The following is a 24,573-nucleotide window of genomic DNA, read 5'->3' as shown; positions in this document are numbered from 1 at the left end:
TAATTTAAAAGAAAGATGAGAAAATCGAAACCAAAGAAGAGATATATTCTTCCGGATCCGAAATTTCAAGATACGCTAGTATCTAAATTCGTGAACTACTTGATGGTAGACGGAAAGAAGAGTATTGCTTATTCGATCTTTTACGATGCGGTAGCATTAGTAGAAGAAAGAACCAGTGAGAATGGTCTTGAAACTTGGAAAAAAGCGCTTAACAACATCATGCCTTCAGTAGAGGTGAAAAGTAGACGTGTAGGTGGTGCAACTTTTCAGGTTCCTATAGAAGTAAGACCGAACAGGAAAACTTCCCTAGGAATCAAGTGGATGATTTCATACTCAAGAGCCAGAGGCGAAAAGACAATGAAGGAAAGATTGGCTGGTGAAATCATTGCTGCTGCTAAAGGTGAAGGAGCTGCTGTGAAGAAGAAGGATGACGTTCACAGAATGGCTGAAGCGAATAAGGCATTTTCACATTTTAGATTTTAATAGCAGGAAATAATGGCAAGAGATCTTACATTGACTCGTAATATTGGGATTGCAGCACACATTGATGCTGGCAAGACTACTACTACTGAGCGTATCCTGTATTATACAGGTGTGAGTCATAAAATAGGAGAGGTTCATGATGGAGCCGCTACTATGGACTGGATGGAGCAGGAGCAGGAAAGAGGTATTACTATTACTTCGGCTGCTACTACTGTGTTTTGGCCATATAAAGAAAAAGAATATCACATCAATATCATTGATACTCCTGGTCACGTGGATTTCACCGTAGAGGTAAACAGATCATTGAGAGTATTAGATGGTTTGGTTTTCTTATTTAGTGCGGTTGATGGTGTTGAACCTCAGTCCGAAACTAACTGGAGACTAGCTGATAACTATAATGTTGCGCGTTTAGGCTTTGTCAACAAAATGGACAGAGCTGGAGCTGATTTCTTAATGGTATGTAACCAGGTAAAAGAAAGACTTGGAACCAAGTCGGTTCCATTCCAATTGCCAATCGGTGCGGAAGAAGGTTTCAAAGGAGTAGTTGATCTTGTGGAAAGAAAAGCTATGGTTTGGAACGAAGAGGACATGGGAATGACTTTCGAGGAAATCGAAATTCCAGCTGATATGGTTGAGGAAGTTGATCAATACAGAGAAGAGTTGTTGGAAGCAGTAGCTGAATATGATGAAACTTTGATGGAGAAATATTTCGAAGATCCAAATTCAATTACAAAGGACGAAATTATTGCTGCTTCAAGACAAGCAACAATCAACATGGACTTTGTTCCAATGTTTTGTGGTTCTGCCTTTAAGAACAAAGGCGTTCAAACCATGTTGGACTACGTGATGGAGTTACTCCCATCGCCAATGGACAGAGAAGGTATTGAGGGAACTAATCCTGATACTGAAGAGGCTACAGTAAGAAAACCATCGGCAGATGAGCCTTTCGCAGCCTTGGCATTTAAAATTGCAACTGACCCATTCGTAGGTCGTTTGTGCTTTGCTAGATCATATTCAGGTACTTTGGATTCCGGATCCTATGTGTTCAACACAAGAACAATGAAGAAGGAACGAATTTCCAGAATCTTCCAAATGCATGCGAATAAGCAAAATCAAATTGATCAATTCCATGCAGGCGACATAGCTGCGGTAGTTGGATTTAAGGATATCAAAACTGGAGATACGCTTTGTGATGAAAAACACAAAATCGTTCTTGAGTCAATGGATTTTCCTGATCCGGTGATTGGATACGCTATTGAGCCTAAAACTCAAGCTGACGTGGACAAGCTAGGAATGGCAATTGCTAAGTTGGTGGAAGAAGATCCTACATTGGTAGTTAATACTGATCACGAAACTGGTCAGACTATCTTGAGAGGTATGGGTGAGCTTCACTTAGATATCATCATCGATCGTTTGAAGAGAGAATTCAAAGTTGAAATCAACCAGGGTGCTCCGGAAGTAGCTTATAAAGAGGCTATCCAGACATTGGTAGATCATAAAGAAGTATACAAAAAGCAGTCAGGTGGTAAGGGTAAATTTGCCGATATCTTATTTGAATTATCCCCTGTAGATGAGGATTTTGATAAGACTGGATTACAGTTTGTAAACAAAATTGTAGGTGGTGCGATCCCCAAAGAATTCATTCCGGCAATTGAGAAAGGATTTAAAAATGCAATGGACAACGGCCCATTAGCAGGATATCCTTTGGATAGCATGAAAGTAAAACTGTATCACGGTTCCTTTCACGACGTAGATTCGGATGCATTGTCATTTGAATTGGCAGCAAAAATCGGATTCAAAGAAGCTGCTAAAAAAGCAAGTCCAGTATTGTTGGAGCCAGTTATGGGAGTCGAAGTTGTAACTCCAGATGAGTATACAGGTAACGTAACTGGAGATTTGAACAGGCGTAGAGGTCTGATGAAGGGAATGGACGTAAAAGGAAATTCTCAGGTAGTAAAAGCTGATGTCCCATTGTCAGAGTTGTTCGGTTATATTACTGACCTCAGAACAATGACTTCGGGTAGAGCTACTGCATCATTGACATTCTCTCACTACGATCCGGTTCCAAAGAACATCGCAGAAGGAGTTATTAAAAAGGTAAAAGGAGAAGTCGTTTAACGCATATTGATTATGAATCAGAAAATTAGAATTAAACTAAAATCTTACGACCACAATTTGGTAGACAAGTCTTCTGAGAAGATCGTAAGAGCGGTAAAATCTACTGGTGCTGTAGTAAGCGGACCTATCCCACTTCCCACAGTGAAAGAAAAATTTACTGTATTGAAGTCGCCCCACGTAAACAAGAAAGCAAGAGAGCAGTTCCAGCTTTGTACTTACAAGAGATTAGTAGACATTTTCTCTAACAGTGCAAAAACTGTAGATGCACTCATGAAGCTTGAATTGCCAAGTGGTGTAGATGTAGAGATTAAAGTCTAATTATTAGGCTTATAAAATATTAGAACCACGTGTAAGCGTGGTTCTTTTTTTGTGCCTTACGGAATTGTTACTTTTTTGTTTAGGAATTGTTTGACTGCAATTTTATAATTGCTATCTTTGCACTCCTTTTCCGAATAAGTGGACGAAAAGGCGAAAATTATTAAAGAAATTTAATACTGAAATGTCAGGTATAATAGGAAAAAAAATTGGGATGACTAGCATCTTTGGTGCCGATGGACGAAACGTCGCATGCACATTGATAGAAGCTGGTCCTTGCGTTGTAACGCAAGTTAAGAACGAAGACACTGACGGGTATACAGCAGTACAGCTTGGTTACGGAGAGCGTAAAGAAAAGCGTACAACTAAAGCCCTAAAAGGTCATTTTGCGAAAGCGAAAACCACTCCTAAGCAACACTTAGTTGAATTTAGAAATTTCCGTGTGGAGTTTGAAGGAGGTGTAGAATTGGGACAGCAACTAAGCATAGCAGATATTTTCCAAGAGGAGGATTTTGTAGATGTAATTGCCAACTCCAAAGGTAAAGGTTTTCAAGGCGTAGTAAAGAGACACAACTTCGGTGGTGTTGGACAAGCTACTCACGGTCAGCACAACAGACTGAGAGCACCTGGATCTATTGGTGGGGCATCTTATCCAGCAAGAGTATTCAAGGGTATGAGGATGGCTGGACAAACTGGCAACGAGAGAATTAAGGTGACTAACCTTCAAGTATTGAAGATTATCCCTGAAAAGAATCTCATTTTAGTTAGTGGGTCTGTGCCAGGACCTAAAAATGGAACTGTAATTCTAGAGAAATAGTCATGAAAGTATCCGTAGTAAATAAAAACGGTGAGGATACCGGGAGAAAAGTTGATTTGGCTAAGGACATATTTGGCATCGAGCCAAATGATCATGCTATCTATTTAGATGTAAAGCAATTCTTAGCTAATCAGAGGCAAGGTACTCACAAGTCGAAAGAAAGAGCAGAGATTGCTGGATCGACAAGAAAAATAAAGAAACAAAAAGGTACTGGTACCGCACGAGCGGGTAGTATCAAATCGCCTTTGTTCAGAGGTGGGGGAAGAGTATTTGGGCCAGAGCCTAGAGACTATTCTTTCAAGCTTAATAAGAAATTAAAATCTTTGGCTAGAAAATCAGCTTTGTCTTACAAGGCAACTGATAAGAGTATTTCAGTTTTGGAAGATTTTAGCTTTGAGGTACCAAAGACTAAGGAATACAAAAACTTATTGACTAGTCTTGCCCTAAACGGTAAGAAGACACTCCTTATATTAGGAGAAGACAATGAGAACATTGTGTTGTCGTCTAACAACCTTCAGAAAACCAAAGTAACTACTGCAGAGCAGATCAATACTTATGATCTATTGAACGCAGACAACTTGATACTTTGCGAAGGTTCTATTGAAAAGATTCAGAACTTATTAAAGAAATAAGAAGATGAGTATACTAAGAAAACCACTAGTTACCGAGAAAGTATCTGCGCTTAATGAAAGTGGAAAATATGGCTTTATAGTAGATAAAGATGCTAATAAAGTTGAAATCAAAAAAGCAGTAGAGAAAACTTACGGAGTAACGGTTGAGCGAGTAAACACAATGGTTTACCAAGGCAACGCAAAATCTAAGTACACTAAATCGAAAGTTGTGACAGGAAGAACTAGTTCTTTCAAGAAAGCAATCGTGCAAGTGGCCGAAGGAGATATAATTGATTTTTACGGAGGAGTATAAATAGTTAGAAAATGGCTGTAAGAAAATTAAAACCGATGACGCCGGGTACCAGATATAGGGTCGCACCTGTATTTGATGAGATCACTAGCTCTACTCCGGAGAAATCTTTAACCAAAGCAGTTCACAGAAATGGTGGACGAAACAATACTGGTAAGATGACTATCAGAAATGTAGGCGGCGGACATAAAAGAAAATATAGAGAGATAGACTTCAAAAGAAACAAGTTCGGAATTCCGGCTGTTGTGAAAACTATCGAATATGATCCAATGAGAACGGCAAGAATTGCCTTGTTATTCTATGCGGACGGTGAAAAGAGATACATCATTGCTCCTGAAGGAGTAAAAGTCGGACAAACATTATTGTCTGGCCCTGGTGTTGCACCTGAAGTAGGAAACACATTACTGTTATCCGAAATTCCACTAGGCACGATCATCCACAATGTGGAATTAAAGCCTGGAAAAGGAGCTTCAATGGCAAGAAGTGCTGGAGCATATGTGCAATTAATGGCAAGAGAAGGTAAGTACGCAACTGTGAAATTACCTTCAGGCGAAATGAGACTAGTACTTGTTACTTGTTTGGCTACTATAGGAACCGTTTCAAACGGAGACCACATGAATGTAAGATTAGGTAAAGCTGGTCGGAATAGATGGTTGGGCAGAAGGCCGAGAGTAAGAGGTGTAGCAATGAATCCAGTAGATCACCCAATGGGCGGAGGTGAAGGTAAATCTTCAGGTGGCCACCCGAGATCTCGTACCGGTGTATTTGCTAAAGGTCAAAAGACCAGGACGCCTAAGAAATATTCTAACAAGTTGATCATTGGTAAAAAGAAGAAATAAGCAATGGGAAGATCTTTAAAAAAAGGACCTTATATAGATTTCAGACTTGACAATAAAGTCGTTGCTATGAACGATTCAGGCAAGAAATCAGTGATCAAAACTTGGTCAAGAAGGTCGATGATATCTCCGGATTTCGTAGGACACACATTTGCAGTACACAACGGAAACAAGTTTATCCCGGTGTTTGTTACTGAAAATATGGTTGGGCACAAGCTTGGCGAATTCTCTCCTACGAGAAACTTCAGAGGTCATATTAACAAAAAAGATAAAAGAAAATAATTAGCTGAACTATGGAAGCTGTAGCAAAACTAAAAAACGTACCTACCTCTCCTCGAAAGATGAGAGTGGTTGCTGATTTGGTAAGAGGCCAAAGGGTAAACCATGCACTAAACGTACTGAAGTTTGAGGCAAAGCAAGGTGCTGCTAGACTAGATAAATTATTATTATCTGCCATCTCTAATTGGGAAGCTAAGAACGAAGACGTGAAGCTGGAAGAAGCGGATCTATTTGTAAAAGAAATTTTTGTAGATAGTGCAAGAATTTTGAAAAGGCTAAGACCTGCTCCGCAAGGAAGAGCACACAGAATTAGAAAAAGATCTAATCATGTGACTTTAGTTGTGGATAGCCACAACGCAGAGAGTGCAGAAAAGAATACTGAAACTTCAGAAAACAAATAACAATGGGACAGAAGGTAAACCCTACGGGACTAAGATTAGGAATTGTTAAAGGTTGGGATTCCAACTGGTACGGTGGCAAGACCTTTCCTGACAAATTGGTAGAAGACACCAAAATCAGAAAGTATATCAGAGCCAGAATTCCTAAAGGAGGTATTTCTAAAATTGTTGTAGAAAGAACGATTAAAAGAATCACTTTGACCATTCACACTGCCAGACCTGGTGTTGTAATTGGAAAAGGAGGATCTGAAGTTGATAAGATAAAAGAAGAGTTGAAGGCATTTACTGGAAAGGATTTGCAAATCAACATTTTTGAAATAAAAAGGCCTGAATTGGATGCTGCATTAGTTGGTGAGTCTATCGCTCAGCAATTGAAAGCTAGAATCTCTTACAGAAGAGCAATGAAGCAAGCCATCGCTTCTTCAATGCGAGTAGGAGCACAAGGAATCAAAATTAAAGTTGCTGGCCGATTGGGCGGTGCTGAAATGGCGAGAACTGAGCAATACAAAGAGGGTAGAATTCCTTTACATACTTTGAGAGCTGACATCGATTATGCGATTTCTGAAGCGCATACTATCTATGGTAAGATCGGTATCAAAGTGTGGATTTTCAAAGGCGAGGTTTATGGAAAGAGGGATCTTTCTCCAAACATTGGAATGGGCAACCAAGGTGCAGGCGGTGGAAACCGCGGGCCAAGAGGTGGCAATGAAGGTCCTAGAAGAAAAAGAAGACAATAATCCCTCAGTTTAGAGGTACAAAATATTTAAGAGATGTTACAGCCGAAAAGAACAAAGTTCAGGAAAAAACAGAAGGGCAGAGTAAAAGGAATTGCTCAACGAGGTCATACATTGGCCTTCGGTACTTTTGGAATCAAATCCCTAGAGCCAGGTTGGATTACTAGTCGTCAGATAGAGGCTGCCAGGATTGCAATGACCAGAGCTATGAAAAGGGAAGGTCAAGTTTGGATAAGAATATTTCCAGACAAACCAATCACCAAAAAGCCTGCAGAAGTAAGGATGGGTAAGGGTAAAGGTGCTCCAGAATATTGGGTAGCAGTAGTGAGACCAGGTACTATCTTATTCGAAGCAGCTGGAGTGAGCAAAGAGTTAGCTCAGGAAGCTTTGAGATTAGCGCAACAGAAGTTGCCGCAAAGAACGAAGTTCGTTGTTAGAAGAGATTTTCAAGCACAAGGGTAATCCCTTTAAATAGAGGAAATTATGAAAAATTCTGAAATCAAAGGCCTATCGCTTGACGAATTGAAAAGCAAGCTAGTCGCTGAGAAAGAAAATTGTGCAAAATTGAAATTTGCACACGCTATCACGCCTATCGAAAATCCAATGAGATTGAGAGAAGCTAAGAAATTAGTAGCAAGATTAAGTACTGAAATCAGGGCTAAACAAATCGCCCAACAATAAGTTAGTTCGAGATGGAAGCCAGAAATTTAAGAAAAGAACGTATCGGAAAAGTGGTAAGTGACAAAATGTCAAAAACTATCACTGTTGAGGTGTCACGGAAGGTGAAACACCCGATGTACGGAAAGTTCATGAGCAAGACGAAAAAGTTTGCAGCTCACGATGAAAACAATGATTGCGGTGTAGGTGATACAGTAAAAATCATGGAAACAAGACCTTTGTCTAAAAACAAAAGGTGGAGATTGGTTGAAATAATAGAAAGAGCTAAATAAGAGATGGTACAGCAAGAATCAAGACTGAGTGTAGCGGATAACAGTGGTGCTAAAGAAGTACTTTGTATTCGTGTATTGGGAGGTACCGGTAAAAGGTATGCTTCTGTTGGAGACAAAATTGTTGTTAGTGTCAAATCAGCTATTTCTTCTAGTAGTCTAAAAAAAGGTACTGTTTCTAAGGCAGTGGTGGTAAGGACTAAGAAAGAAGTCAGGAGAAAAGATGGTTCATACATTAGATTTGAGGATAACGCTGCTGTGTTGTTATCAGAAAGTGGGGAGCCTAGAGGAACGCGTATCTTCGGACCCGTGGCTAGAGAGCTTAGAGAAAAGCAATTCATGAAAATTGTTTCATTGGCTCCAGAGGTGCTGTAATTTATCATAGCGTAGAAAAAGATTAGATCATGAAATTTCACATCAAAAAAGGAGATACTGTAAAAATTCTTTCGGGCAACTCGAAAGGAAAGACAGGAGCGGTTCTTGAAATATTTCCTAGTAAATATAGAGCGATCGTTGAAGGCCTAAATATGGTAACTAAACACACCAAGCCGTCGGCTGAAAGTCCGGAAGGCGGGATCAAAAAGGTAGAGGCTTCTATTCACATGAGCAATTTGATGCTCGTAGATGCTGCGACTGGTGAGGCTACTCGAGTAGGTAGAAAACTAGACGAAAATGGCAAATTGCAAAGATTTTCAAAGAAAACAGGGGAGGTAATCAAAAATGGCTAATCCAAGACTAAAAGATTTTTATGAGAAGGACGTAGTCCCAGCTCTAAAAGAAAAGTTCCAGTATAAATCAGTAATGATGGTACCGAAAATAGAGAAAATCTCTGTTAATAAAGGTATTGGAGCGGCCGTATCTGATAAGAAATTGGTAGATGCAGGTGTGGAAGAGTTGACTCAAATCACAGGGCAAAAGGCAGTAGCCACTTTGGCTAAAACTTCTATTTCGAATTTTAAATTGAGAGAAGGAATGCCTATTGGAGCAAGAGTAACGCTCAGAGGAGACAAGATGTATGAATTCTTGGATCGTTTGATGACTGTTGCACTTCCCAGGGTCAGAGATTTCAGAGGTATCAAAGACAAGGGATTTGATGGACGCGGAAATTACACACTAGGTGTAAAGGAGCAGATTATCTTTCCTGAAATCAGCATAGATAAAGTCAATAAAATTTCTGGAATGGATATCACCTTTGTGACATCTGCTCAGACCGATGAAGAAAGTTATGAACTACTTAAGGCGTTCGGAATGCCTTTCGTAAAGAAAAATAATAATTGATATGGCAAGAGAAGCAATAAAAGCCAGAGAAAGAAAAAGAGAAAGGTTAGTAGCCAAGTATGCCACTAAGAGAGCTGAATTGAAAGCTGCTGGTGATTACGAAGGTTTAGACAAACTTCCTCGAAACTCTTCAAAAGTTAGACTTCACAATAGATGTAAGCTTACAGGAAGACCAAAAGGATACATGAGAAAATTTGGTATTTCAAGGGTTACATTCAGAGAAATGGCTAGCGATGGAAAAATTCCAGGTGTGACTAAAGCAAGCTGGTAAAAAGAGTTTTTAAAATATAAAATATTAACTAACTTTGCACCCCCGTAAAGAAATGGGGGTTAAAAGTATACTGTAATGACAGATCCGATAGCAGATTATTTAACAAGATTGAGGAATGCCATCAAGGCAAATCATCGAATCGTAGAAGTACCTGCCTCTAACATGAAGAAGGAGCTTACTAAGGTACTGAAAGACAAGGGGTTCATAAAGAATTTCAAGTTTGATGAAGATGGCGTCCAGGGGAAAATCAGAATTGCATTAAAGTACAATCCGGAGACTAAACAGTCTGCGATTGTAAGCTTAGAGCGCATTAGTAAGCCAGGTCTAAGAAAATATGCAAAATCTGACGCATTACCCAGAGTATTGAACGGTCTTGGAGTAGCCATTTTGTCTACTTCAAAGGGTGTAATTACTGACAAAGAAGCCAGACAACACAATGTGGGCGGCGAAGTATTGTGTTACGTTTATTAATTAGAAGAAGATGTCAAGAATAGGAAAAAAGCCCATTACTATACCATCAGGCGTTGAAGTAACTATCAACGGTGGAGCGGTAACAGTAAAAGGAGCAAAAGGAACTTTGGCTAGGGAAATTGATACAGATTTTACTCTTGCTATCGAGGATGGTGTACTGACCGTACAGAGACCAACCGAACAAAAAAGACATAAAGCGCTGCATGGTCTGTATCGTTCTTTATTGAACAATATGGTAGAGGGCGTGAGTGACGGATATAAAAGAGAACTAGAACTTGTAGGAGTTGGATATAAAGCCTCGGTACAGGGTCAGGTTCTTGAGTTGAACTTAGGTTACTCACACAACATCTTTATGGAAATTCCAGGTGAGGTGAAAGCGAGTGCTGAAACACAAAAAGGTAAAAACCCAATCATCTCTTTGGAGTCTTCGGATAAGGAATTGATCGGTGAGGTTTGCGCCAAAATCAGATCCCTGAGAAAAATTGAGCCTTACAAAGGAAAAGGTATCAAGTTTGTTGGTGAAATTATTAGAAGAAAAGCTGGTAAAACTGCTGCTAAATAATACGAGACATGGCAATTACTAAAGAACAAAGAAGGCTGAGAATCAGAAAGGGCATCAGGAATAAAATTACTGGTACGGCCGAAAGACCAAGATTGTCTGTCTTTAAAAGTAACAAGGACATATATGTTCAATTGATTGATGATGTAAATGGGCACACGTTGGCTGCTACTTCATCTGCAGAACTTGGAAAAAAGGCGAATATCAATATCGAAATTTCTAAGGAAGTAGGTAAGAAGTTGGCTGAGAAGGCTACCGGTACTGGCATCTCATCTGTAGTTTTTGATAGAGGTGGATACCCCTATCATGGTAAAGTAAAAGCTTTAGCAGAAGGTGCTAGAGAAGGAGGCCTTAAATTTTAATTGAATTATGTCTAAGCAAAATATAAGAGCAATCAAAGCAAGCGAAATCGAACTTCAAGAGAAAGTAGTTGCTATCAAAAGAGTTGCTAAAGTGGTAAAGGGTGGTAGAAGATTTAGTTTCTCTGCTATCGTAGTTGTGGGTGACGGAAATGGTGTTGTTGGATATGGGTTGGGTAAAGCTAATGAAGTAACCGACTCAATCACTAAAGGAATTGATGATGCCAAGAAGAATTTGGTAAGAGTCCCTGTATTTAAAGGAACTGTACCTCACGATGCTATTGGCAAATTTGGAGGAGGACATGTATTGTTAAAGCCAGCGGCTACCGGTACTGGCGTTATTGCTGGTGGTGCAATGCGTGCAGTATTAGAGAGTGCTGGAGTACACGATGTATTGGCAAAGTCTAAGGGATCTTCAAATCCTCACAACGTGGTAAAGGCAACCTTTGATGCGTTGAGTCAAATGAGAGATCCATACGCTGTTGCTCGCCAAAGAGGTGTTGAATTGTCAAAAGTATTTAACGGATAAGAAGATGGCCAAGGTAGTTATTACACAAAGAAGAAGCGTCATAAACAGACCTAACAATCAGAAGCTTACAATTAAGGCTTTAGGCTTGGGAAGGATCAACAGATCTGTTGAAAAAGAATTGACACCACAGATAGAAGGTATGATCAGAAAGGTCAATCACTTGGTATCTGTTGAGAAAAAATAATTTTAGAACTATTCTGAAATCATAGAAAGATGAAATTAAATACATTACAGCCTGCAGAAGGATCAACTAGATCTGACAAAAGAATTGGTAGAGGTCAGGGATCTGGAAGGGGAGGAACATCTACAAGAGGACACAATGGCGCTAAATCTAGGTCCGGATACTCAAGAAAACAGGGGTTTGAAGGCGGTCAAATGCCGTTGTATAGAAGAGTGCCTAAGTTTGGATTTACTAGCCCTAACAGAGTAGAGACAAAGCCTATCAATTTAGATACTCTTCAGGCACTTGCTGAAAAGACGAAAGCATCTGCTATCACAGTAGACACTTTGATTGAGAATGGATTGGCAGGTAAAAATGATATTGTTAAAGTATTGGGTAGAGGAGAGCTAAAGGCTAAATTGGATGTTACTGTCCATTACTTCTCTAAAACAGCTATCGCTGCAATTGAAAAAGCAGGGGGCAAAGCTACAGCATTGTAATCTATGAAGAAGTTTTTTAGTACCATTCGGAACATATTTACTATTGAAGATCTAAGGGTCAGAATCCTGAACACAGTTGGTTTTTTAATCATCTTTAGACTGGGTTCGTTTGTTGTTCTTCCTGGTATCGATCCTTCTAAATTAGACGACAACGTAGCTGGAATTTTGGGTATATTGGATACTATGCTTGGAGGCGCATTTAGTAATGCGTCTATCTTTGGATTAGGTATCATGCCTTATATTTCTGCTTCTATTGTTATTCAGCTATTAACCATGGCTGTTCCTTATTTCCAAAAATTGCAGAAAGAGGGAGACAGCGGTAGAAAGAAAATAAATCAAATTACAAGGGTACTGACTATCGCCATCACGTTTGCACAAGGAAGTGCTTATTTGGCCGGAGCTATTCCAGCTGATGCGATTGTTTTAGAAAATAAATTTTTGTTTACCCTGTCTTCCTTAACCATTTTGACAGCGGGAACAATATTCTGTATGTGGTTGGGTGAAAGAATAACTGATAAAGGGATTGGAAACGGTATCTCCATGTTGATCATGATTGGTATCATCTCTAGATTTCCTGGTAGTTTGATGCAAGAAGCAGTAACTAGAGGAATGAGCGAAGCTCTTTTCTTCTTATTAGAAATACTGGCCTTGTTCTTTGTGGTAATGGCGGTTGTATTGCTGACACAGGCAGTTAGAAGAATTCCGGTGCAGTACGCCAAACAAGTGGTTGGCAACAAAGTATATGGAGGCCAAAGACAATACATTCCTTTGAAAGTGAATTCGGCTGGTGTAATGCCAATCATCTTTGCGCAATCATTAATGTTCCTTCCGTCCATGGTCGGCGGGTACTTTGCAGAGTCAAGTGATGTAGCACAATATATTGCTACAACGTTTTCGAATTTCCAGTCTTGGGAGTACAACTTGACATTTGCAATTATGATCATGCTGTTTACTTTCTTCTACACGGCTATCTCAGTTAATCCAAATCAGATTGCTGATGACATGAAAAGAAATGGAGGTTTCATACCTGGTGTTAAACCTGGTAAGGCCACGTCCGAATTTATAGATACAGTATTGACTCGCGTCACCTTTCCAGGATCTTTATTCCTAGCATTTGTAGCAATTATGCCTGCATTTGCTCAGATGGCTGGAGTAAATACAAATTTTGCTCAATTTTTTGGAGGTACCTCTTTACTGATTATGGTAGGAGTCATACTAGATACACTTCAGCAAATTGAGAGCTATTTACTTATGAGACACTATGAGGGAATGATGAAGTCTGGCAAGTTGAAAGGTAGGTCTCAAAATATCGCAGTAGCATAATTTTAATTAAGAATGGCAAAACAGGCTTCAATAGAGCAAGATGGTACAATTAAAGAAGCATTGTCTAATGCAATGTTTCGGGTAGAATTGGAAAATGGGCACGAAGTAATTGCGCATATCTCCGGTAAGATGAGAATGCATTACATTAAAATTTTACCAGGGGACAAAGTGAAAATGGAAATGTCACCATACGACTTATCTAAAGGAAGAATAGTTTATCGCTATAAATAAAAATCGCTGATATGTGGAATCGTTGGTAACGGTTCTATGTGTAGGTTTAAAATTAATAAGAAATGAAAGTTAAAGCATCCGTAAAGAAGAGAAGCGCAGACTGTAAGGTCATTCGCCGAAACGGTAAAGTTTACGTAATCAACAAGAAGAACCCTAGGTTCAAGCAAAGACAAGGATAATTATGGCTAGAATTGCAGGAGTAGATATTCCAGGAAACAAAAGAGGTGAGATTGCACTTACCTATATTTTTGGTTTGGGCCGTAGTTCGGCTCAAAAGATATTGTCTGAAGCAGGCATAGATTGGAGCAAGAAAGTTGACGATTGGAGTGATGATGAGGCGGGTGCTGTAAGAACGCTAATCAGTGAAAACTTCAAGGTAGAAGGTGTATTGAAGTCAGAAGTTCAATTGAACATAAAGCGATTGCTTGACATAGGATGCTACAGAGGTTTGAGACATAGGAAAGGTCTTCCCGTTAGAGGTCAGCATACTAAAAACAATGCGAGAACTAGAAAAGGTAAAAGAAAGACTGTTGCCAACAAAAAGAAGGCTACTAAATAATAATTGACGATGGCACAAAAAAGAAAAGATAAAGGAAGAAAAAGAGTAGTTGTAGTTGAGCCAATTGGCCAGGTACACATCAAAGCTTCGTTTAACAACATCATTATTTCCATGACCAATCTTACTGGTCAGGTCGTGTCTTGGGCATCTGCAGGTAAAATGGGATTCAAAGGTTCAAAAAAGAATACCCCATATGCAGCTCAGGTAGCAGCTCAGGATTGTGCGCAAGCCGCTTATGATCAAGGCTTGAGAAAAGTAGAGGTTTTTGTAAAAGGACCTGGTGCGGGTAGAGAGTCTGCCATTAGAACTATCCAAAATGTGGGAATCGAAGTAACAATGATCAAAGATGTTACTCCATTACCTCACAATGGATGTAGACCACCTAAGAGAAGAAGAGTTTAATAATATTTTTGAATTAATATAAAATGGCAAGATATACCGGACCCAAGACGAAAATAGCTAGAAGGTTTAACGACCCTATCTTCGGCCCAGACAAGACTTTGCAGAAAAAGGCATATCCTCCGGGACAGCATGGACGTGGTAGAAGAAGAAAGCCTTCTGAATATGCCATCCAGTTAGCAGAAAAGCAGAAAGCCAAGTATACTTATGGGTTGCTGGAGAAGCAATTCTCTAACTTATTTGTAAAGGCATCTAAGAAAGGTGGTATTACTGGTGAAGTTTTACTTCAGTTATTAGAAGCAAGGTTGGATAATGTGGTGTTTAGATTAGGTTTAGCGCCTACAAGAAGTGCTGCTAGGCAACTTGTGCTGCATAAGCACGTACTGGTCAACGGTGAGTTGGTAAACATACCATCTTACTCTTTGAAAACAGGAGATTTGGTTGCTGTAAGAGAGAAATCAAAATCACTTCAAGTGGTAACTGAAAGTTTGTCAAGAGGAGTAGTAAGCAAATATCCATGGTTGGAATGGGATTCTAGCCAATTGACGGGAAAATTGGCTGTTTTACCATCTAGGGATGAAATTCCTGAGACTATAAAAGAGCAGTTGATCGTTGAATTATACTCTAAATAATAAATTTCCATAAATTTTATATTAAAGAATTAACTATGTCAATACTAGCATTTCAAATGCCTGAAAAGGTGGTGATGGAGAAGGCTGATGACTTTCATGGCTTATTTACTTTCAAACCATTGGAGCAAGGCTACGGAGTTACTGTCGGTAATGCATTGAGAAGAATTTTATTGTCTTCCTTAGAGGGGTATGCCATTACAGGTATCAAAGTCCCAGGAGTATTGCATGAGTTTTCTACAATGGAAGGTATTGTAGAAGATTTGTCAGAGATCATTTTGAACCTCAAAATGGTAAGATTCAAAAAGATTGCTGATGTAGCTGAAAGCAAAATTGTCGTAAGCATATCAGGGCAAAAAGAGTTCAAGGGTAGTGATATTGGTGGAGCTACTTCAGCATTTGAAGTATTGAATCCAGATCATGTAATTGCCAACCTTGATGAAAAGGTGAAGTTTGAAATTGAATTGACAATTGAAAAGGGTAGAGGGTATGTGACCGCTGAGGACAACAAACCGACAGAGCAAATCTTCGGGTTTATTCCGATCGACGCCATCTTTACTCCAATCAAGAACGTAAAATATTCAGTGGAGAATACCAGGGTAGAGCAAAAGACAGACTATGAGCAATTGATATTGGACATAGAAACTGATGGATCTATCCACCCAGAGAATGCTTTGAAAGGTGCAGCTAACATTTTGATACAGCACTTTATGTTGTTCTCAGATCAGACGATGATTCTCGATACCCATGATGCGGGCGAGCCAGAGGCTGTAGATGAAGAACTACTACATATGAGGAAATTGCTTAAGACTAATCTTAATGATCTGGATTTGTCGGTACGAGCGTACAACTGCTTGAAAGCTGCTGATGTAAGATCACTGGGAGACTTGGTGAGATTGGAGATTTCAGACATGATGAAGTTTAGAAACTTTGGCAAGAAGTCCTTGGCGGAATTGGAGCAATTAGTAGCAGATAAGAACCTTACTTTTGGCATGGATTTGTCAAAGTATAAATTAGACGAAGAGTAAAAATGAGACACGGGAAGAAATTTAATCATTTGAGCAGAACAGCATCGCATAGAAGTGCAATGTTGTCCAATATGGCTTCTTCTTTGATTTTGCACAAAAGAATTACTACTACTGTAGCTAAAGCAAAAGCGTTGAGAAAATATGTTGAACCTTTGATTACTAGAGCAAAGGACGATACAACACACTCAAGAAGAGTAGCTTTCTCTTATTTGCAAAACAAAGATTCTGTAACTACACTTTTCGGTGAAGTAGCGGAAAAAGTAGCTAACAGACCTGGAGGATATACTAGAATACTGAAAACTGGTGCAAGATTAGGTGACAATGCCGAAATGTGCATCATGGAATTGGTAGACTATAACGAATTGATGTTGAAGGATGCTGCTCCGGCTAAAGCCAAGACCAGAAGAAGTAGAAGAGGTAAGGGCGGAAGCGGTGCTGAAGCCGCTCCAGCAGTAGAAGCTACTGAGGCAGTTGTTGAAGCAGAGGTAGTGGAAGAAGCTCCTGCGGCAGAGGAAACTCCTGTAGCTGAAGAAGCTGTAGAGGAAGTGAAAGCTGAAGCAGCAGAAGAGGCTCCTGAGGCAGATGCAAATGAAGAATCTGCAGAAGATTCAGACAAAGAAGAGAAGGAATAAGTTGATAACGATTCCTAAGAAATATGAGCCATCTCGATTAGTATCGAGATGGCTTTTTTTATGTCTAAAAATTCATAAAATTTGCGCTGATTTTAGCCCAGAGTTTGTACCAGACAAAATATGAAAATACAAGAAAAGAAGAAAGCTTATTTACTGCTGGAAGATGGTCAGTGGTTCGAAGGTATATCAATTGGTAGTGAGGGCACAAGTGGTGGAGAAATATGCTTCAACACGGGTATGACTGGTTATCAGGAAATTTATACCGATCCGTCATATTTTGGTCAGATAGTTGTTAACACTAATTCTCACATTGGCAATTATGGAACACTAGATGCTGACCAAGAGTCTGATAGTCCTAAAATCAAAGGTCTTGTTATCAATGACTTTTCAGAAATGCATAGCAGGTTTGGAGCTGACAGCTCGTTAGATGATTATTTGAAGAAACACAAAATTGTCGGTATAGCTGATCTGGATACTCGAAAGCTGGTGAAAAGTATAAGAAGCCAGGGAGCGATGAATGCTATTATTTCTTCTGAGATTTCAGAAGTTGAGAAGCTCAAGAACGAATTAGGCCTTGTTCCAAACATGGACCATTTGGAATTGGCTACGAAGGTGACTACTAAGAAACCATATGTGCTCGCAACTCAGAATGCCAAATATAAAGTGGCTGTTCTTGATATTGGAGTAAAAAAGTCTATCCTGACCAATTTCACCTCAAGAGGATGTGAATGCAAGGTTTTCCCCGCGGAAACACCGTTTGAGGAACTGAAGGCCTACAATCCTGATGGGTACTTTTTGTCTAACGGCCCTGGAGACCCATCTGAGATGGGTTATGCAATCGAGACGGTAAAACAAATAATGAAAGAAGATACCCCGCTTTTTGGAATTTGTTTAGGACATCAGGTCATAGCCCTTGCCAATGGAGCCACCACTTTTAAAATGCATCACGGGCATAGAGGATTAAACCATCCTGTAAAGAACCTGGTTACCGGTTTGAGTGAAGTAACCTCACAAAACCATGGATTTGCAGTAGACAGAGATTCTGTTGAGCAGTCTGAAACTTTAGAATTGACACACATTAACTTGAATGATAATACAGTAGCTGGAATACGCATTAAAGGCAAACCGGCCTTTTCTGTACAGCATCATCCGGAGGCTTCTCCGGGGCCGCATGATTCCAGGTACCTGTTCGATGACTTCATTCAATTAATTAATAAACACAAGAAAAAATGAGTTTGATAGAAAGTGTATTTGCTAGACAAATACTTGATTCAAGAGGAAACCCAACCATTGAGGTAGATGTAGTTACTGAAAGTGGCGTATTGGGTAGAGCGGCGGTTCCATCAGGAGCTTCTACTGGTGTAAACGAAGCTGTAGAATTAAGAGACGGCGACAAAGGCAAATACTTAGGGAAAGGAGTATTAAAAGCGGTAGACAACGTAAACGACATCATTCAGGAAGAATTGATCGGGTTGTCTGTTTTTGATCAAAAATACATTGATCAGTTGATGATTCAATTAGACGGGACGGAGACCAAATCAAAATTAGGTGCTAATGCTATCCTTGGTGTCTCTTTGGCAGTGGCAAGAGCAGCAGCGGAAGAGCTAGGGTTACCATTATTCAGATATATCGGAGGTACAAACGCACATACATTACCTGTACCTATGATGAATATCATCAACGGTGGATCTCACTCTGATGCTACTATTGCGTTCCAGGAATTTATGATTCGTCCGGTCGGCGCTGAGACTTTCTCTGAGGCTATGAGAATGGGAGCGGAGACTTTCCACGCGTTGAAGAAAATTTTACATGACAAAGGTTTGAGTACTGCGGTAGGTGATGAAGGAGGATTTGCTCCTGCATTTACAGGCGGTACCGAAGAGGCTTTGGAGAGTGTATTGAGTGCGGTGAAAGCTGCAGGATACGAGCCAGGTAAAGATATCACCATTGCTTTGGATTGTGCTTCTTCTGAGTTCTTTGTAGACGGCAAGTACGACTACTCTAAATTCGAAGGACCTAACGGTAAGAAGAGAAATGCTGAAGAGCAAGTGGCCTACTTAGCTGAGTTGGTGGACAAATATCCAATCGATTCTATCGAGGATGGTTGTGCTGAAGAGGATTGGTCTACTTGGGCGCTGTTAACAGAGAAGATCGGTGACAAGTGTCAGCTGGTAGGTGATGACCTTTTCGTGACTAACGTGAAGTTCTTGCAAAGAGGGATCAATGAAAAATCAGCAAATTCTATCCTGATCAAAGTAAACCAAATCGGTACTTTGTCTGAGACTTTGGATGCGATCGAATTGGCGCACAAAGCAGGTTTCACTGCAGTAATATCTCACAGATCGGGTGAGACTGAAGATGCAACTATCGCAGACATTGCAGTGGCTACTAACGCTGGACAGATCAAAACTGGATCATTGTCTAGATCAGATAGAATGGCGAAGTACAATCAGCTATTGAGAATTGAAGAGGAGTTAGGAGAGACTGCTAAGTTTCCAAAGGCTTAAAAAGCAAAAGAATAACTCGATCTGATCTAGCGATCTTGTTAGGAATTAAAACCGCTTGGATTATCCTTGCGGTTTTTTTGTGCCCCTACCTTTCCGTTTAAACAGCTGCTTTCCCTTCACGAATAAGGATGACCTGCCGGCCGAAAGAAAATCACTGACAACCTGAGCGACTTCTCTGGTTCTCAGGTAACCAAATGATTTGTGTGCATTTTCAGTTTGCCAGTATTTGTAATTGTTTTCAACCAGCTTACCAATGGGCTTCACACCTAACGTATTTGGTTGGTAAAAGTCAGCAAGATTATAAAATGCTCCTATATTATCATCTCTATCACTATAACTGTACCAGCTTTCAAGTCCTTCTGGTGTAGGAGGTGATGGCTCATCATCAAATGGAAGTGCATGATCTTTCATTATGTTTTCTCGAATAAGTGGCAATCCCATCGGGGATCCCATGGCAATAAAACCCTTAATTTCTATTTCTTTTTGAAGTTGAAGAAGTACATCATAAGCAATAATAGAACCCATCGAATGCGCTATGATAAGAATATCCTTTTTCCTATTTTTCCTGAGTATTTTGGTTACTTTCTTTCTAACCTGTTCCTTAAAAGTGGCATGAAACATTTGCTCATTTTTAGGAATCTCTTCATTGTAATAAGTGTCCAGATCCTTGAAACCAATTTTCACAATCATATTGAACGGTCTTCGGAATTTGTTTAGACCCAGACGGCTAAGAAATATGATCTCCTTAAGATATTGGAGTAGGTTTTTTACTTTTTGTAGGAATCCCTTATAGACTGTTTTTTTTAGATTCTTCTCAGAAATGTAAGGCTCATCAATGTATAATGGATGATCTGGGTCGGTCATATCTTGCCTTAGGGGTTCTTTGTATAGCAAATCAGCCCAATACACCATTTTAAAATCAAACTTCGTAGGACTTCGATCGATCTTGGCCAAGCCTTCCTCTAAGGAACGGCGCCACCAGCTGGTGAGCAACTTTTTTGGGGGTTTGTTACTAAGCCCATGAATACCCAAAATGAGCGTTCTGTTTTTTCGAAAATTGAATAGTTTTTTGAGCAGGGCCATTCTGGCGGGCTTGTTTATTTTTTGCTGTTGCTAAATGAAACGTTTATAATAAACGCTAAAATAAAATTTCTATTGATCATTCTTAGTAAGTTTTTTTCAATAAAAAAAGCCAGTCACTCACTTGGTACTGGCTTCTATATTTTTGATCAAAATTATTAACTAACCTGCGCTTTCAATCCACCCTTGAACGTCTTCTAGCGCTGGGTTCTTAACATCCTTCAATTTTAACTTCTTACGGGTTCCACATACATCGTTGAATAGTTTACTATCCTTAGCATCTGCAAATTGTTCTTTAGTGACCATGCCAAGTTTTTGAAGAATAGGAATTAACTCTCGAGCGACTCCGATTTCTTCATACTGAGCTTCCGTAAGTGCCTGGATTTTTTTCTCAGGCTTCATTTGTGGGAAGAACAATACATCCTGGATTGAATTAGAATTAGTCATCATCATGGATAGACGGTCTATCCCAACACCCAGTCCTGCCGTAGGGGGCATGCCATACTCCAGTGCTCTTAGGAAGTCTTCATCCAAAACCATGGCCTCGTCGTCTCCTCTTTTGCCTAATTCAAGCTGCTCCTCAAATCTTTTTCTTTGATCTATCGGGTCGTTTAATTCTGAGAAGGCATTGCAAATTTCTTTACCGTTGGCGATCGCTTCAAATCTTTCTACCAGTCCTGGCTTACTTTTATGTTTTTTAGCCAGAGGAGACATTTCTACCGGATAGTCAGTTATAAATGTAGGTTGGATCAGCTGCCCTTCACATTTTTCTCCGAATATCTCGTCAATCAGTTTGCCTTTACCCATCGAATCGTCCGTTTCGATATTCAATTTTTTTGCTGTGACTCTTAGTTCAGCTTCATTCATTTCAGAGATATCGATACCCGTGAAGTGCTCAATAGCTTCAAACATCGTATATCTTTTCCACGGGCGCTGGAAGTTTATCACATTTTCACCTACCTGAACCTCAGTTGCACCATGTAGATCCATAGCTACTTTCTCGACCATGGCTTCGGTCAACTCCATCATCCATTCGTAGTCTTTGTACGCTACATAAAGCTCCACTTGCGTAAATTCAGGATTGTGGAAACGAGACATACCTTCGTTTCTAAAATCCTTAGAGAATTCAAAAACACCATCATACCCACCTACTATTAGTCTTTTTAGATAGAGCTCATTTGCAATACGTAGATAGAGAGTCATATCCAGTGTATTGTGATGTGTTTTGAACGGTCTTGCTGCAGCTCCACCGTACAAAGGTTGTAGGATAGGTGTTTCTACTTCCAAATAACCTTTTTCAGCCAGGAAGTTCCTCATAGAGTTGACCAACTGTGTACGTTTAGCGAAAGTGTCACGTACTTCAGGGTTAACGATCAAGTCTACATATCGCTGACGATATCTCAATTCAGGATCGGTGAAAGCATCATAAATTTTCATGTTGCCTTCTTCGTCCTTAGCTTCCTTCACAATTGGTAGCGGTTTCAAAGATTTGGTTAACAACTTTAACTCAGTAACATGTATTGAAATTTCTCCTACTTCGGTGGTGAAAACATAGCCTTTGAGTCCAATGATATCACCAATATCCATCATCTTCTTGAAGACGGTATTGTAATGACTTTTATCTTCTCCAGGGCAAATGTCATCTCGTCTTAAATAGATTTGAATTCTACCTGTCGAATCTTGTATTTCCGCAAAAGATGCTGATCCCATGATTCTTCTACTCATTAGTCGGCCAGCAATAGAAATCGCCTTATAGTCCGTCTTTCGTTTTTCGTAATTTTCGTGAATGCCTTTGGCAGTCACGTTCACCTCGAAAGTGTCAGATGGATAAGGGTCGATGCCAGTTTTGATCAATTCTTCTCTGATCTGGCGTCTGATAATTTCCTGTTCGCTTAGAATCATTTTGTATTTTTTTAGAAGCCGCAAAATTAAGGCAAAATCCACGATTGGTGAAAGATTGAGCAGGGATGTTTTATTTGGTCAAACAATAGTTGAGAAATGTGTTGACATTCTCAGGATTTTGCTATTTAAGAATAAACTATTTTAGCGACCTTCTATTCAAGAATAATTATTTTGAACGGGAGATTTTAGTTCTCCAAAAATTATAATATCAAAATATCACCACAATGAAATCTATTAATCAATCTAAAAAGCTATTCCAAGTAATGGCAATCCTGATTTATATACTCACTGTCCCTGTCGTTGTTGCTCAAGAAGTGCCCTGTGGAGAAAGGCGGCTGTTTAAAGATGGCACTGAGTTGACTTCAATTTATGATGCTACTTATCATTATTTGGAGACAGGCTCAGTTTCTCTAAAACCCGGCTTTGTGGGCAAAGATGGCTTCAGTCTCAAACCAAGCTTGAATTGTAGCCAGACCCGCCCCGCCTTGGAAGAATTGGCTACGAAGTATGCTCCTAAAATTTATCATAGTACAAGGGAAAATTACCACATGAGTTCTGTAGAGTGGTACTTAGATAGATCCCAAATTGGGACATTGATAGAAGAAGAAAAGTGGTGTTATGATTGTACATTTGGAACACTAATCACCGATGAGTATTGTTGGGATATTAAGCTAACACCTGAAATACAGGCATCGTCGGACTGTGAAAATGAGAGATTTACGCAGACTTTTTATCCAGAGACTTATTGGCATGCTCCATTACCTGCTGAATATGTCGCAAGTCAGCTTCATTTGCCTTACTACAATGGCACGCCTTACTCTTTGTTTCGAATAGATCAGGCTGATCGTGCTGGTAACCTGGATGGTGCAAAAGCCTATATACATATAAGAAGAACTCATTTTCAGGATGCTCCTTATTTGAATGATGACATAGAAATTCAGTACCATTATTTTTATCCATGGAATGGTGATCAAGGAGGAGGAAGGCTCTCGGCGCACGAAGGAGATTGGGAGACGGTTAGAGTAATGCTGGACAGTAATGGAGAATTTCTTCGAATTTTTGCCTCTACGCATGGAGATTGGAATGAATACACGTATGAGGATTTAGCTTGGGAAGAGGGCCACCCTGTGATTTATTCAGCGAATGAATCGCATGCTATGTATAATGACGGAGGTTATAACCATCCCGTACTTCCAGTTTTGGACTATTGCGACCGAGGCCCAATCTTCAGGACGTGGGAAGATGGTAAATATGAAATAGTAGAAGTAAGTCCTGAATTCAAAAACACGGCATTAGAAGCAACTAACCCAAGTTGGTTGGGATTTACAGGACGATGGGGAACTAACCCCGAAGGCCCCGTAGGACCTAAGACAAACTGGAATGTGTGGAATGCTCAAGCGTCCAGACCTGGGCCTAACAATTCCAGATATACAATAGGTTCTCCTCTGCCTCAGTTAATTTCCGGAGCGGCCAACGTTTGTGATGAAGAAACTACCTATCAAATAACCACTGTCAGACCCAAAGAGGTTACCTGGAATACTCAAGGTTCCTTTACTGCTTCAATTGCGGCAAATGGTTCCTTAACTGTAGATAGAAACTCAAATACAGGTGCAGCGACTATTGCTGCTACGGTGAGAGTACAATATCCAGGTTATGATATTGATTATAGTATACCTTTAAAAAATATTTGGCTGGGTTCTCCAAATGCAAATGTTGCAACTCTTACTTTTAACAGAGAAGGGCAATGTCGCGGAAAGGCCGAACTGGACTTTGACCCCTCTTTTCTGCAATCTTTGACTTCTGTAGATTGGAGTGTTACAGGTAATTCAATAACTATTGAATATGGCTCAACACCTTATGCTAATCTTGTAGGAACAGAAGGGGGAGGTGGAGGCCATCTCACAGCTAAAATTAATAATAGTTGTGGATTTTTTGATAAAACGAGATTTGTTAGCATTCCTTGTGAACCAGTTAACGCAAGATCTTTACCTGATTCTTTAAGCACAAAAGAAGTTCCAGAACCCATTCTTCTCACCGATTACCAACTCTATCCTAACCCGACCACCGGAGAAGTAAAAATAGGGTTGGTTGCCAACGAGAAGAGCAGCAGCTTTACTAACATACGAGCAGAAGTCTTTAACTATTCCGGACGAATAATTGAAAATTTCCGGATCGAACAAATGGATGGACCTTATTTTGACCTCGACCTTTCCAGACACGAAAAAGGGCTCTATCTGATTCGAGTATTTCAGGGAGGCGTTCCGGTCTTTGAAAGTAAAGTCTTGAAACAATAATATTAACCTAAATC

Annotated in this window: 36 protein-coding genes; 34 read left to right on the top strand and 2 right to left on the bottom strand. The window is 39.8% G+C overall.

Going from position 1 to position 24,573, the window contains the following annotated elements; all coding sequences use genetic code 11:
• The first annotated feature begins 15 nt into the window (after nucleotides 1-15).
• From rpsG to eno, 33 genes are all read left to right on the top strand, one after another.
• The gene (gene rpsG / locus ABJD64_RS24055) at nucleotides 16-483 is read left to right on the top strand and encodes a 30S ribosomal protein S7 (protein WP_348181406.1); all 468 of its coding nucleotides are present in this window, start codon (nucleotides 16-18) and stop codon (nucleotides 481-483) included.
• A gap of 12 nt (nucleotides 484-495) precedes the next feature.
• A complete protein-coding gene (fusA, locus tag ABJD64_RS24050; RefSeq protein WP_348181405.1) occupies nucleotides 496-2,601 on the top strand; it encodes an elongation factor G in 2,106 nt (701 codons plus the stop codon).
• A gap of 12 nt (nucleotides 2,602-2,613) precedes the next feature.
• Complete coding sequence (rpsJ, locus tag ABJD64_RS24045) at nucleotides 2,614-2,919, top strand: 30S ribosomal protein S10 (protein ID WP_084373615.1); 306 nt, start codon at nucleotides 2,614-2,616, stop codon at nucleotides 2,917-2,919.
• Between the two features lie 181 nt (nucleotides 2,920-3,100).
• A complete protein-coding gene (gene rplC / locus ABJD64_RS24040) occupies nucleotides 3,101-3,733 on the top strand; it encodes a 50S ribosomal protein L3 (protein WP_348181404.1) in 633 nt (210 codons plus the stop codon).
• A 2-nt stretch (nucleotides 3,734-3,735) separates the two neighbouring features.
• Nucleotides 3,736-4,365 carry a 50S ribosomal protein L4 gene (gene rplD / locus ABJD64_RS24035; RefSeq protein WP_348181403.1) on the top strand — a complete coding sequence of 210 codons (630 nt, stop codon included), beginning with the start codon at nucleotides 3,736-3,738 and terminating at the stop codon, nucleotides 4,363-4,365.
• A 4-nt stretch (nucleotides 4,366-4,369) separates the two neighbouring features.
• Nucleotides 4,370-4,657, top strand: a complete 288-nt coding sequence (gene rplW / locus ABJD64_RS24030; RefSeq protein WP_348181402.1) for a 50S ribosomal protein L23 — start codon at nucleotides 4,370-4,372, stop codon at nucleotides 4,655-4,657.
• An 11-nt stretch (nucleotides 4,658-4,668) separates the two neighbouring features.
• A complete protein-coding gene (gene rplB / locus ABJD64_RS24025; RefSeq protein ID WP_348181401.1) occupies nucleotides 4,669-5,493 on the top strand; it encodes a 50S ribosomal protein L2 in 825 nt (274 codons plus the stop codon).
• Nucleotides 5,494-5,496: 3 nt separating this feature from the next.
• Nucleotides 5,497-5,772 (top strand): 30S ribosomal protein S19, encoded by a 276-nt coding sequence (gene rpsS / locus ABJD64_RS24020; protein WP_263052885.1) that lies wholly within the window; start codon nucleotides 5,497-5,499, stop codon nucleotides 5,770-5,772.
• 11 nt (nucleotides 5,773-5,783) lie between these two features.
• Complete coding sequence (gene rplV, locus ABJD64_RS24015; RefSeq protein WP_348181400.1) at nucleotides 5,784-6,170, top strand: 50S ribosomal protein L22; 387 nt, start codon at nucleotides 5,784-5,786, stop codon at nucleotides 6,168-6,170.
• A 2-nt stretch (nucleotides 6,171-6,172) separates the two neighbouring features.
• Nucleotides 6,173-6,904: a 30S ribosomal protein S3 gene (rpsC, locus tag ABJD64_RS24010; RefSeq protein ID WP_348181399.1), complete on the top strand. Its 732-nt coding sequence runs from the start codon at nucleotides 6,173-6,175 to the stop codon at nucleotides 6,902-6,904.
• A gap of 33 nt (nucleotides 6,905-6,937) precedes the next feature.
• Nucleotides 6,938-7,363 (top strand): 50S ribosomal protein L16, encoded by a 426-nt coding sequence (gene rplP / locus ABJD64_RS24005; RefSeq protein ID WP_348181398.1) that lies wholly within the window; start codon nucleotides 6,938-6,940, stop codon nucleotides 7,361-7,363.
• Between the two features lie 21 nt (nucleotides 7,364-7,384).
• Nucleotides 7,385-7,582 carry a 50S ribosomal protein L29 gene (gene rpmC, locus ABJD64_RS24000; protein WP_348181397.1) on the top strand — a complete coding sequence of 66 codons (198 nt, stop codon included), beginning with the start codon at nucleotides 7,385-7,387 and terminating at the stop codon, nucleotides 7,580-7,582.
• Between the two features lie 11 nt (nucleotides 7,583-7,593).
• The gene (gene rpsQ / locus ABJD64_RS23995; protein WP_348181396.1) at nucleotides 7,594-7,851 is read left to right on the top strand and encodes a 30S ribosomal protein S17; all 258 of its coding nucleotides are present in this window, start codon (nucleotides 7,594-7,596) and stop codon (nucleotides 7,849-7,851) included.
• A gap of 3 nt (nucleotides 7,852-7,854) precedes the next feature.
• Nucleotides 7,855-8,223 carry a 50S ribosomal protein L14 gene (rplN, locus tag ABJD64_RS23990; protein WP_348181395.1) on the top strand — a complete coding sequence of 123 codons (369 nt, stop codon included), beginning with the start codon at nucleotides 7,855-7,857 and terminating at the stop codon, nucleotides 8,221-8,223.
• A gap of 29 nt (nucleotides 8,224-8,252) precedes the next feature.
• Nucleotides 8,253-8,576 carry a 50S ribosomal protein L24 gene (gene rplX, locus ABJD64_RS23985; RefSeq protein ID WP_348181394.1) on the top strand — a complete coding sequence of 108 codons (324 nt, stop codon included), beginning with the start codon at nucleotides 8,253-8,255 and terminating at the stop codon, nucleotides 8,574-8,576.
• Nucleotides 8,569-9,126 (top strand): 50S ribosomal protein L5, encoded by a 558-nt coding sequence (gene rplE, locus ABJD64_RS23980; protein WP_348181393.1) that lies wholly within the window; start codon nucleotides 8,569-8,571, stop codon nucleotides 9,124-9,126. Before rplX ends, rplE begins: the two co-directional genes overlap by 8 nt.
• A 1-nt stretch (nucleotide 9,127) precedes the next feature.
• On the top strand, nucleotides 9,128-9,397 hold the full coding sequence (gene rpsN / locus ABJD64_RS23975) for a 30S ribosomal protein S14 (protein ID WP_348181392.1): 270 nt from the start codon (nucleotides 9,128-9,130) through the stop codon (nucleotides 9,395-9,397).
• Between the two features lie 75 nt (nucleotides 9,398-9,472).
• Entirely contained in the window at nucleotides 9,473-9,868 is a 396-nt protein-coding gene (rpsH, locus tag ABJD64_RS23970; RefSeq protein WP_348181391.1) for a 30S ribosomal protein S8, read from the top strand.
• 10 nt (nucleotides 9,869-9,878) lie between these two features.
• Complete coding sequence (gene rplF / locus ABJD64_RS23965; RefSeq protein WP_348181390.1) at nucleotides 9,879-10,430, top strand: 50S ribosomal protein L6; 552 nt, start codon at nucleotides 9,879-9,881, stop codon at nucleotides 10,428-10,430.
• Between the two features lie 8 nt (nucleotides 10,431-10,438).
• Nucleotides 10,439-10,789, top strand: coding sequence for a 50S ribosomal protein L18 (gene rplR, locus ABJD64_RS23960; protein ID WP_348181389.1), 351 nt, complete (start codon nucleotides 10,439-10,441; stop codon nucleotides 10,787-10,789).
• A 7-nt stretch (nucleotides 10,790-10,796) separates the two neighbouring features.
• On the top strand, nucleotides 10,797-11,315 hold the full coding sequence (gene rpsE / locus ABJD64_RS23955; protein WP_084373632.1) for a 30S ribosomal protein S5: 519 nt from the start codon (nucleotides 10,797-10,799) through the stop codon (nucleotides 11,313-11,315).
• A 4-nt stretch (nucleotides 11,316-11,319) separates the two neighbouring features.
• Nucleotides 11,320-11,499: a 50S ribosomal protein L30 gene (gene rpmD / locus ABJD64_RS23950; protein ID WP_348181388.1), complete on the top strand. Its 180-nt coding sequence runs from the start codon at nucleotides 11,320-11,322 to the stop codon at nucleotides 11,497-11,499.
• 29 nt (nucleotides 11,500-11,528) lie between these two features.
• Nucleotides 11,529-11,975 (top strand): 50S ribosomal protein L15, encoded by a 447-nt coding sequence (rplO, locus tag ABJD64_RS23945; RefSeq protein ID WP_348181387.1) that lies wholly within the window; start codon nucleotides 11,529-11,531, stop codon nucleotides 11,973-11,975.
• Nucleotides 11,976-11,978: 3 nt separating this feature from the next.
• Nucleotides 11,979-13,298, top strand: coding sequence for a preprotein translocase subunit SecY (gene secY, locus ABJD64_RS23940; protein ID WP_348181386.1), 1,320 nt, complete (start codon nucleotides 11,979-11,981; stop codon nucleotides 13,296-13,298).
• Between the two features lie 12 nt (nucleotides 13,299-13,310).
• Complete coding sequence (gene infA / locus ABJD64_RS23935; RefSeq protein ID WP_073122829.1) at nucleotides 13,311-13,529, top strand: translation initiation factor IF-1; 219 nt, start codon at nucleotides 13,311-13,313, stop codon at nucleotides 13,527-13,529.
• 62 nt (nucleotides 13,530-13,591) lie between these two features.
• Complete coding sequence (gene ykgO / locus ABJD64_RS23930) at nucleotides 13,592-13,708, top strand: type B 50S ribosomal protein L36 (protein ID WP_073122828.1); 117 nt, start codon at nucleotides 13,592-13,594, stop codon at nucleotides 13,706-13,708.
• 2 nt (nucleotides 13,709-13,710) lie between these two features.
• Nucleotides 13,711-14,088: a 30S ribosomal protein S13 gene (gene rpsM / locus ABJD64_RS23925; protein WP_348181385.1), complete on the top strand. Its 378-nt coding sequence runs from the start codon at nucleotides 13,711-13,713 to the stop codon at nucleotides 14,086-14,088.
• A 9-nt stretch (nucleotides 14,089-14,097) separates the two neighbouring features.
• The gene (gene rpsK / locus ABJD64_RS23920) at nucleotides 14,098-14,490 is read left to right on the top strand and encodes a 30S ribosomal protein S11 (RefSeq protein ID WP_263052902.1); all 393 of its coding nucleotides are present in this window, start codon (nucleotides 14,098-14,100) and stop codon (nucleotides 14,488-14,490) included.
• 23 nt (nucleotides 14,491-14,513) lie between these two features.
• Nucleotides 14,514-15,119: a 30S ribosomal protein S4 gene (rpsD, locus tag ABJD64_RS23915; protein WP_348181384.1), complete on the top strand. Its 606-nt coding sequence runs from the start codon at nucleotides 14,514-14,516 to the stop codon at nucleotides 15,117-15,119.
• A 35-nt stretch (nucleotides 15,120-15,154) separates the two neighbouring features.
• A complete protein-coding gene (locus ABJD64_RS23910) occupies nucleotides 15,155-16,144 on the top strand; it encodes a DNA-directed RNA polymerase subunit alpha (protein WP_348181383.1) in 990 nt (329 codons plus the stop codon).
• A 2-nt stretch (nucleotides 16,145-16,146) separates the two neighbouring features.
• The gene (rplQ, locus tag ABJD64_RS23905; RefSeq protein ID WP_348181382.1) at nucleotides 16,147-16,776 is read left to right on the top strand and encodes a 50S ribosomal protein L17; all 630 of its coding nucleotides are present in this window, start codon (nucleotides 16,147-16,149) and stop codon (nucleotides 16,774-16,776) included.
• A 120-nt stretch (nucleotides 16,777-16,896) separates the two neighbouring features.
• Complete coding sequence (gene carA, locus ABJD64_RS23900; protein WP_348181381.1) at nucleotides 16,897-18,009, top strand: glutamine-hydrolyzing carbamoyl-phosphate synthase small subunit; 1,113 nt, start codon at nucleotides 16,897-16,899, stop codon at nucleotides 18,007-18,009.
• Nucleotides 18,006-19,283 carry a phosphopyruvate hydratase gene (gene eno / locus ABJD64_RS23895; protein WP_348181380.1) on the top strand — a complete coding sequence of 426 codons (1,278 nt, stop codon included), beginning with the start codon at nucleotides 18,006-18,008 and terminating at the stop codon, nucleotides 19,281-19,283. The genes carA and eno overlap by 4 nt, the downstream gene beginning before the upstream one ends.
• Nucleotides 19,284-19,343: 60 nt before the next feature.
• Here eno and ABJD64_RS23890 read toward each other — a convergent pair whose 3' ends face one another.
• Complete coding sequence (locus tag ABJD64_RS23890; protein ID WP_348181379.1) at nucleotides 19,344-20,366, bottom strand: alpha/beta hydrolase; 1,023 nt, start codon at nucleotides 20,364-20,366, stop codon at nucleotides 19,344-19,346.
• Between the two features lie 159 nt (nucleotides 20,367-20,525).
• Complete coding sequence (lysS, locus tag ABJD64_RS23885; protein WP_348181378.1) at nucleotides 20,526-22,265, bottom strand: lysine--tRNA ligase; 1,740 nt, start codon at nucleotides 22,263-22,265, stop codon at nucleotides 20,526-20,528.
• A gap of 224 nt (nucleotides 22,266-22,489) precedes the next feature.
• Between lysS and ABJD64_RS23880 the strand changes: the two genes are divergently transcribed.
• Entirely contained in the window at nucleotides 22,490-24,559 is a 2,070-nt protein-coding gene (locus ABJD64_RS23880; protein WP_348181377.1) for a Vps62-related protein, read from the top strand.
• Nucleotides 24,560-24,573 lie beyond the last annotated feature (14 nt).

It is taken from the genome of Reichenbachiella sp., from assembly GCF_039944555.1.
Lineage (GTDB): Bacteria > Bacteroidota > Bacteroidia > Cytophagales > Cyclobacteriaceae > Reichenbachiella.
Note: the sequence above shows the minus strand (reverse complement) of the source record. Positions and strands in the feature narration are given on the sequence as shown.

What these genes read in the sequence shown, in the direction of transcription:
- rpsG (WP_348181406.1), top strand. Translation starts at nt 16, where the DNA reads ATGAGAAAATCGAAACCAAAGAAGAGATATATTCTTCCGGATCCGAAA.
- fusA (WP_348181405.1), top strand. Translation starts at nt 496, where the DNA reads ATGGCAAGAGATCTTACATTGACTCGTAATATTGGGATTGCAGCACAC.
- rpsJ (WP_084373615.1), top strand. Translation starts at nt 2,614, where the DNA reads ATGAATCAGAAAATTAGAATTAAACTAAAATCTTACGACCACAATTTG.
- rplC (WP_348181404.1), top strand. Translation starts at nt 3,101, where the DNA reads ATGTCAGGTATAATAGGAAAAAAAATTGGGATGACTAGCATCTTTGGT.
- rplD (WP_348181403.1), top strand. Translation starts at nt 3,736, where the DNA reads ATGAAAGTATCCGTAGTAAATAAAAACGGTGAGGATACCGGGAGAAAA.
- rplW (WP_348181402.1), top strand. Translation starts at nt 4,370, where the DNA reads ATGAGTATACTAAGAAAACCACTAGTTACCGAGAAAGTATCTGCGCTT.
- rplB (WP_348181401.1), top strand. Translation starts at nt 4,669, where the DNA reads ATGGCTGTAAGAAAATTAAAACCGATGACGCCGGGTACCAGATATAGG.
- rpsS (WP_263052885.1), top strand. Translation starts at nt 5,497, where the DNA reads ATGGGAAGATCTTTAAAAAAAGGACCTTATATAGATTTCAGACTTGAC.
- rplV (WP_348181400.1), top strand. Translation starts at nt 5,784, where the DNA reads ATGGAAGCTGTAGCAAAACTAAAAAACGTACCTACCTCTCCTCGAAAG.
- rpsC (WP_348181399.1), top strand. Translation starts at nt 6,173, where the DNA reads ATGGGACAGAAGGTAAACCCTACGGGACTAAGATTAGGAATTGTTAAA.
- rplP (WP_348181398.1), top strand. Translation starts at nt 6,938, where the DNA reads ATGTTACAGCCGAAAAGAACAAAGTTCAGGAAAAAACAGAAGGGCAGA.
- rpmC (WP_348181397.1), top strand. Translation starts at nt 7,385, where the DNA reads ATGAAAAATTCTGAAATCAAAGGCCTATCGCTTGACGAATTGAAAAGC.
- rpsQ (WP_348181396.1), top strand. Translation starts at nt 7,594, where the DNA reads ATGGAAGCCAGAAATTTAAGAAAAGAACGTATCGGAAAAGTGGTAAGT.
- rplN (WP_348181395.1), top strand. Translation starts at nt 7,855, where the DNA reads ATGGTACAGCAAGAATCAAGACTGAGTGTAGCGGATAACAGTGGTGCT.
- rplX (WP_348181394.1), top strand. Translation starts at nt 8,253, where the DNA reads ATGAAATTTCACATCAAAAAAGGAGATACTGTAAAAATTCTTTCGGGC.
- rplE (WP_348181393.1), top strand. Translation starts at nt 8,569, where the DNA reads ATGGCTAATCCAAGACTAAAAGATTTTTATGAGAAGGACGTAGTCCCA.
- rpsN (WP_348181392.1), top strand. Translation starts at nt 9,128, where the DNA reads ATGGCAAGAGAAGCAATAAAAGCCAGAGAAAGAAAAAGAGAAAGGTTA.
- rpsH (WP_348181391.1), top strand. Translation starts at nt 9,473, where the DNA reads ATGACAGATCCGATAGCAGATTATTTAACAAGATTGAGGAATGCCATC.
- rplF (WP_348181390.1), top strand. Translation starts at nt 9,879, where the DNA reads ATGTCAAGAATAGGAAAAAAGCCCATTACTATACCATCAGGCGTTGAA.
- rplR (WP_348181389.1), top strand. Translation starts at nt 10,439, where the DNA reads ATGGCAATTACTAAAGAACAAAGAAGGCTGAGAATCAGAAAGGGCATC.
- rpsE (WP_084373632.1), top strand. Translation starts at nt 10,797, where the DNA reads ATGTCTAAGCAAAATATAAGAGCAATCAAAGCAAGCGAAATCGAACTT.
- rpmD (WP_348181388.1), top strand. Translation starts at nt 11,320, where the DNA reads ATGGCCAAGGTAGTTATTACACAAAGAAGAAGCGTCATAAACAGACCT.
- rplO (WP_348181387.1), top strand. Translation starts at nt 11,529, where the DNA reads ATGAAATTAAATACATTACAGCCTGCAGAAGGATCAACTAGATCTGAC.
- secY (WP_348181386.1), top strand. Translation starts at nt 11,979, where the DNA reads ATGAAGAAGTTTTTTAGTACCATTCGGAACATATTTACTATTGAAGAT.
- infA (WP_073122829.1), top strand. Translation starts at nt 13,311, where the DNA reads ATGGCAAAACAGGCTTCAATAGAGCAAGATGGTACAATTAAAGAAGCA.
- ykgO (WP_073122828.1), top strand. Translation starts at nt 13,592, where the DNA reads ATGAAAGTTAAAGCATCCGTAAAGAAGAGAAGCGCAGACTGTAAGGTC.
- rpsM (WP_348181385.1), top strand. Translation starts at nt 13,711, where the DNA reads ATGGCTAGAATTGCAGGAGTAGATATTCCAGGAAACAAAAGAGGTGAG.
- rpsK (WP_263052902.1), top strand. Translation starts at nt 14,098, where the DNA reads ATGGCACAAAAAAGAAAAGATAAAGGAAGAAAAAGAGTAGTTGTAGTT.
- rpsD (WP_348181384.1), top strand. Translation starts at nt 14,514, where the DNA reads ATGGCAAGATATACCGGACCCAAGACGAAAATAGCTAGAAGGTTTAAC.
- ABJD64_RS23910 (WP_348181383.1), top strand. Translation starts at nt 15,155, where the DNA reads ATGTCAATACTAGCATTTCAAATGCCTGAAAAGGTGGTGATGGAGAAG.
- rplQ (WP_348181382.1), top strand. Translation starts at nt 16,147, where the DNA reads ATGAGACACGGGAAGAAATTTAATCATTTGAGCAGAACAGCATCGCAT.
- carA (WP_348181381.1), top strand. Translation starts at nt 16,897, where the DNA reads ATGAAAATACAAGAAAAGAAGAAAGCTTATTTACTGCTGGAAGATGGT.
- eno (WP_348181380.1), top strand. Translation starts at nt 18,006, where the DNA reads ATGAGTTTGATAGAAAGTGTATTTGCTAGACAAATACTTGATTCAAGA.
- ABJD64_RS23890 (WP_348181379.1), bottom strand. Translation starts at nt 20,366, where the DNA reads ATGGCCCTGCTCAAAAAACTATTCAATTTTCGAAAAAACAGAACGCTC.
- lysS (WP_348181378.1), bottom strand. Translation starts at nt 22,265, where the DNA reads ATGATTCTAAGCGAACAGGAAATTATCAGACGCCAGATCAGAGAAGAA.
- ABJD64_RS23880 (WP_348181377.1), top strand. Translation starts at nt 22,490, where the DNA reads ATGAAATCTATTAATCAATCTAAAAAGCTATTCCAAGTAATGGCAATC.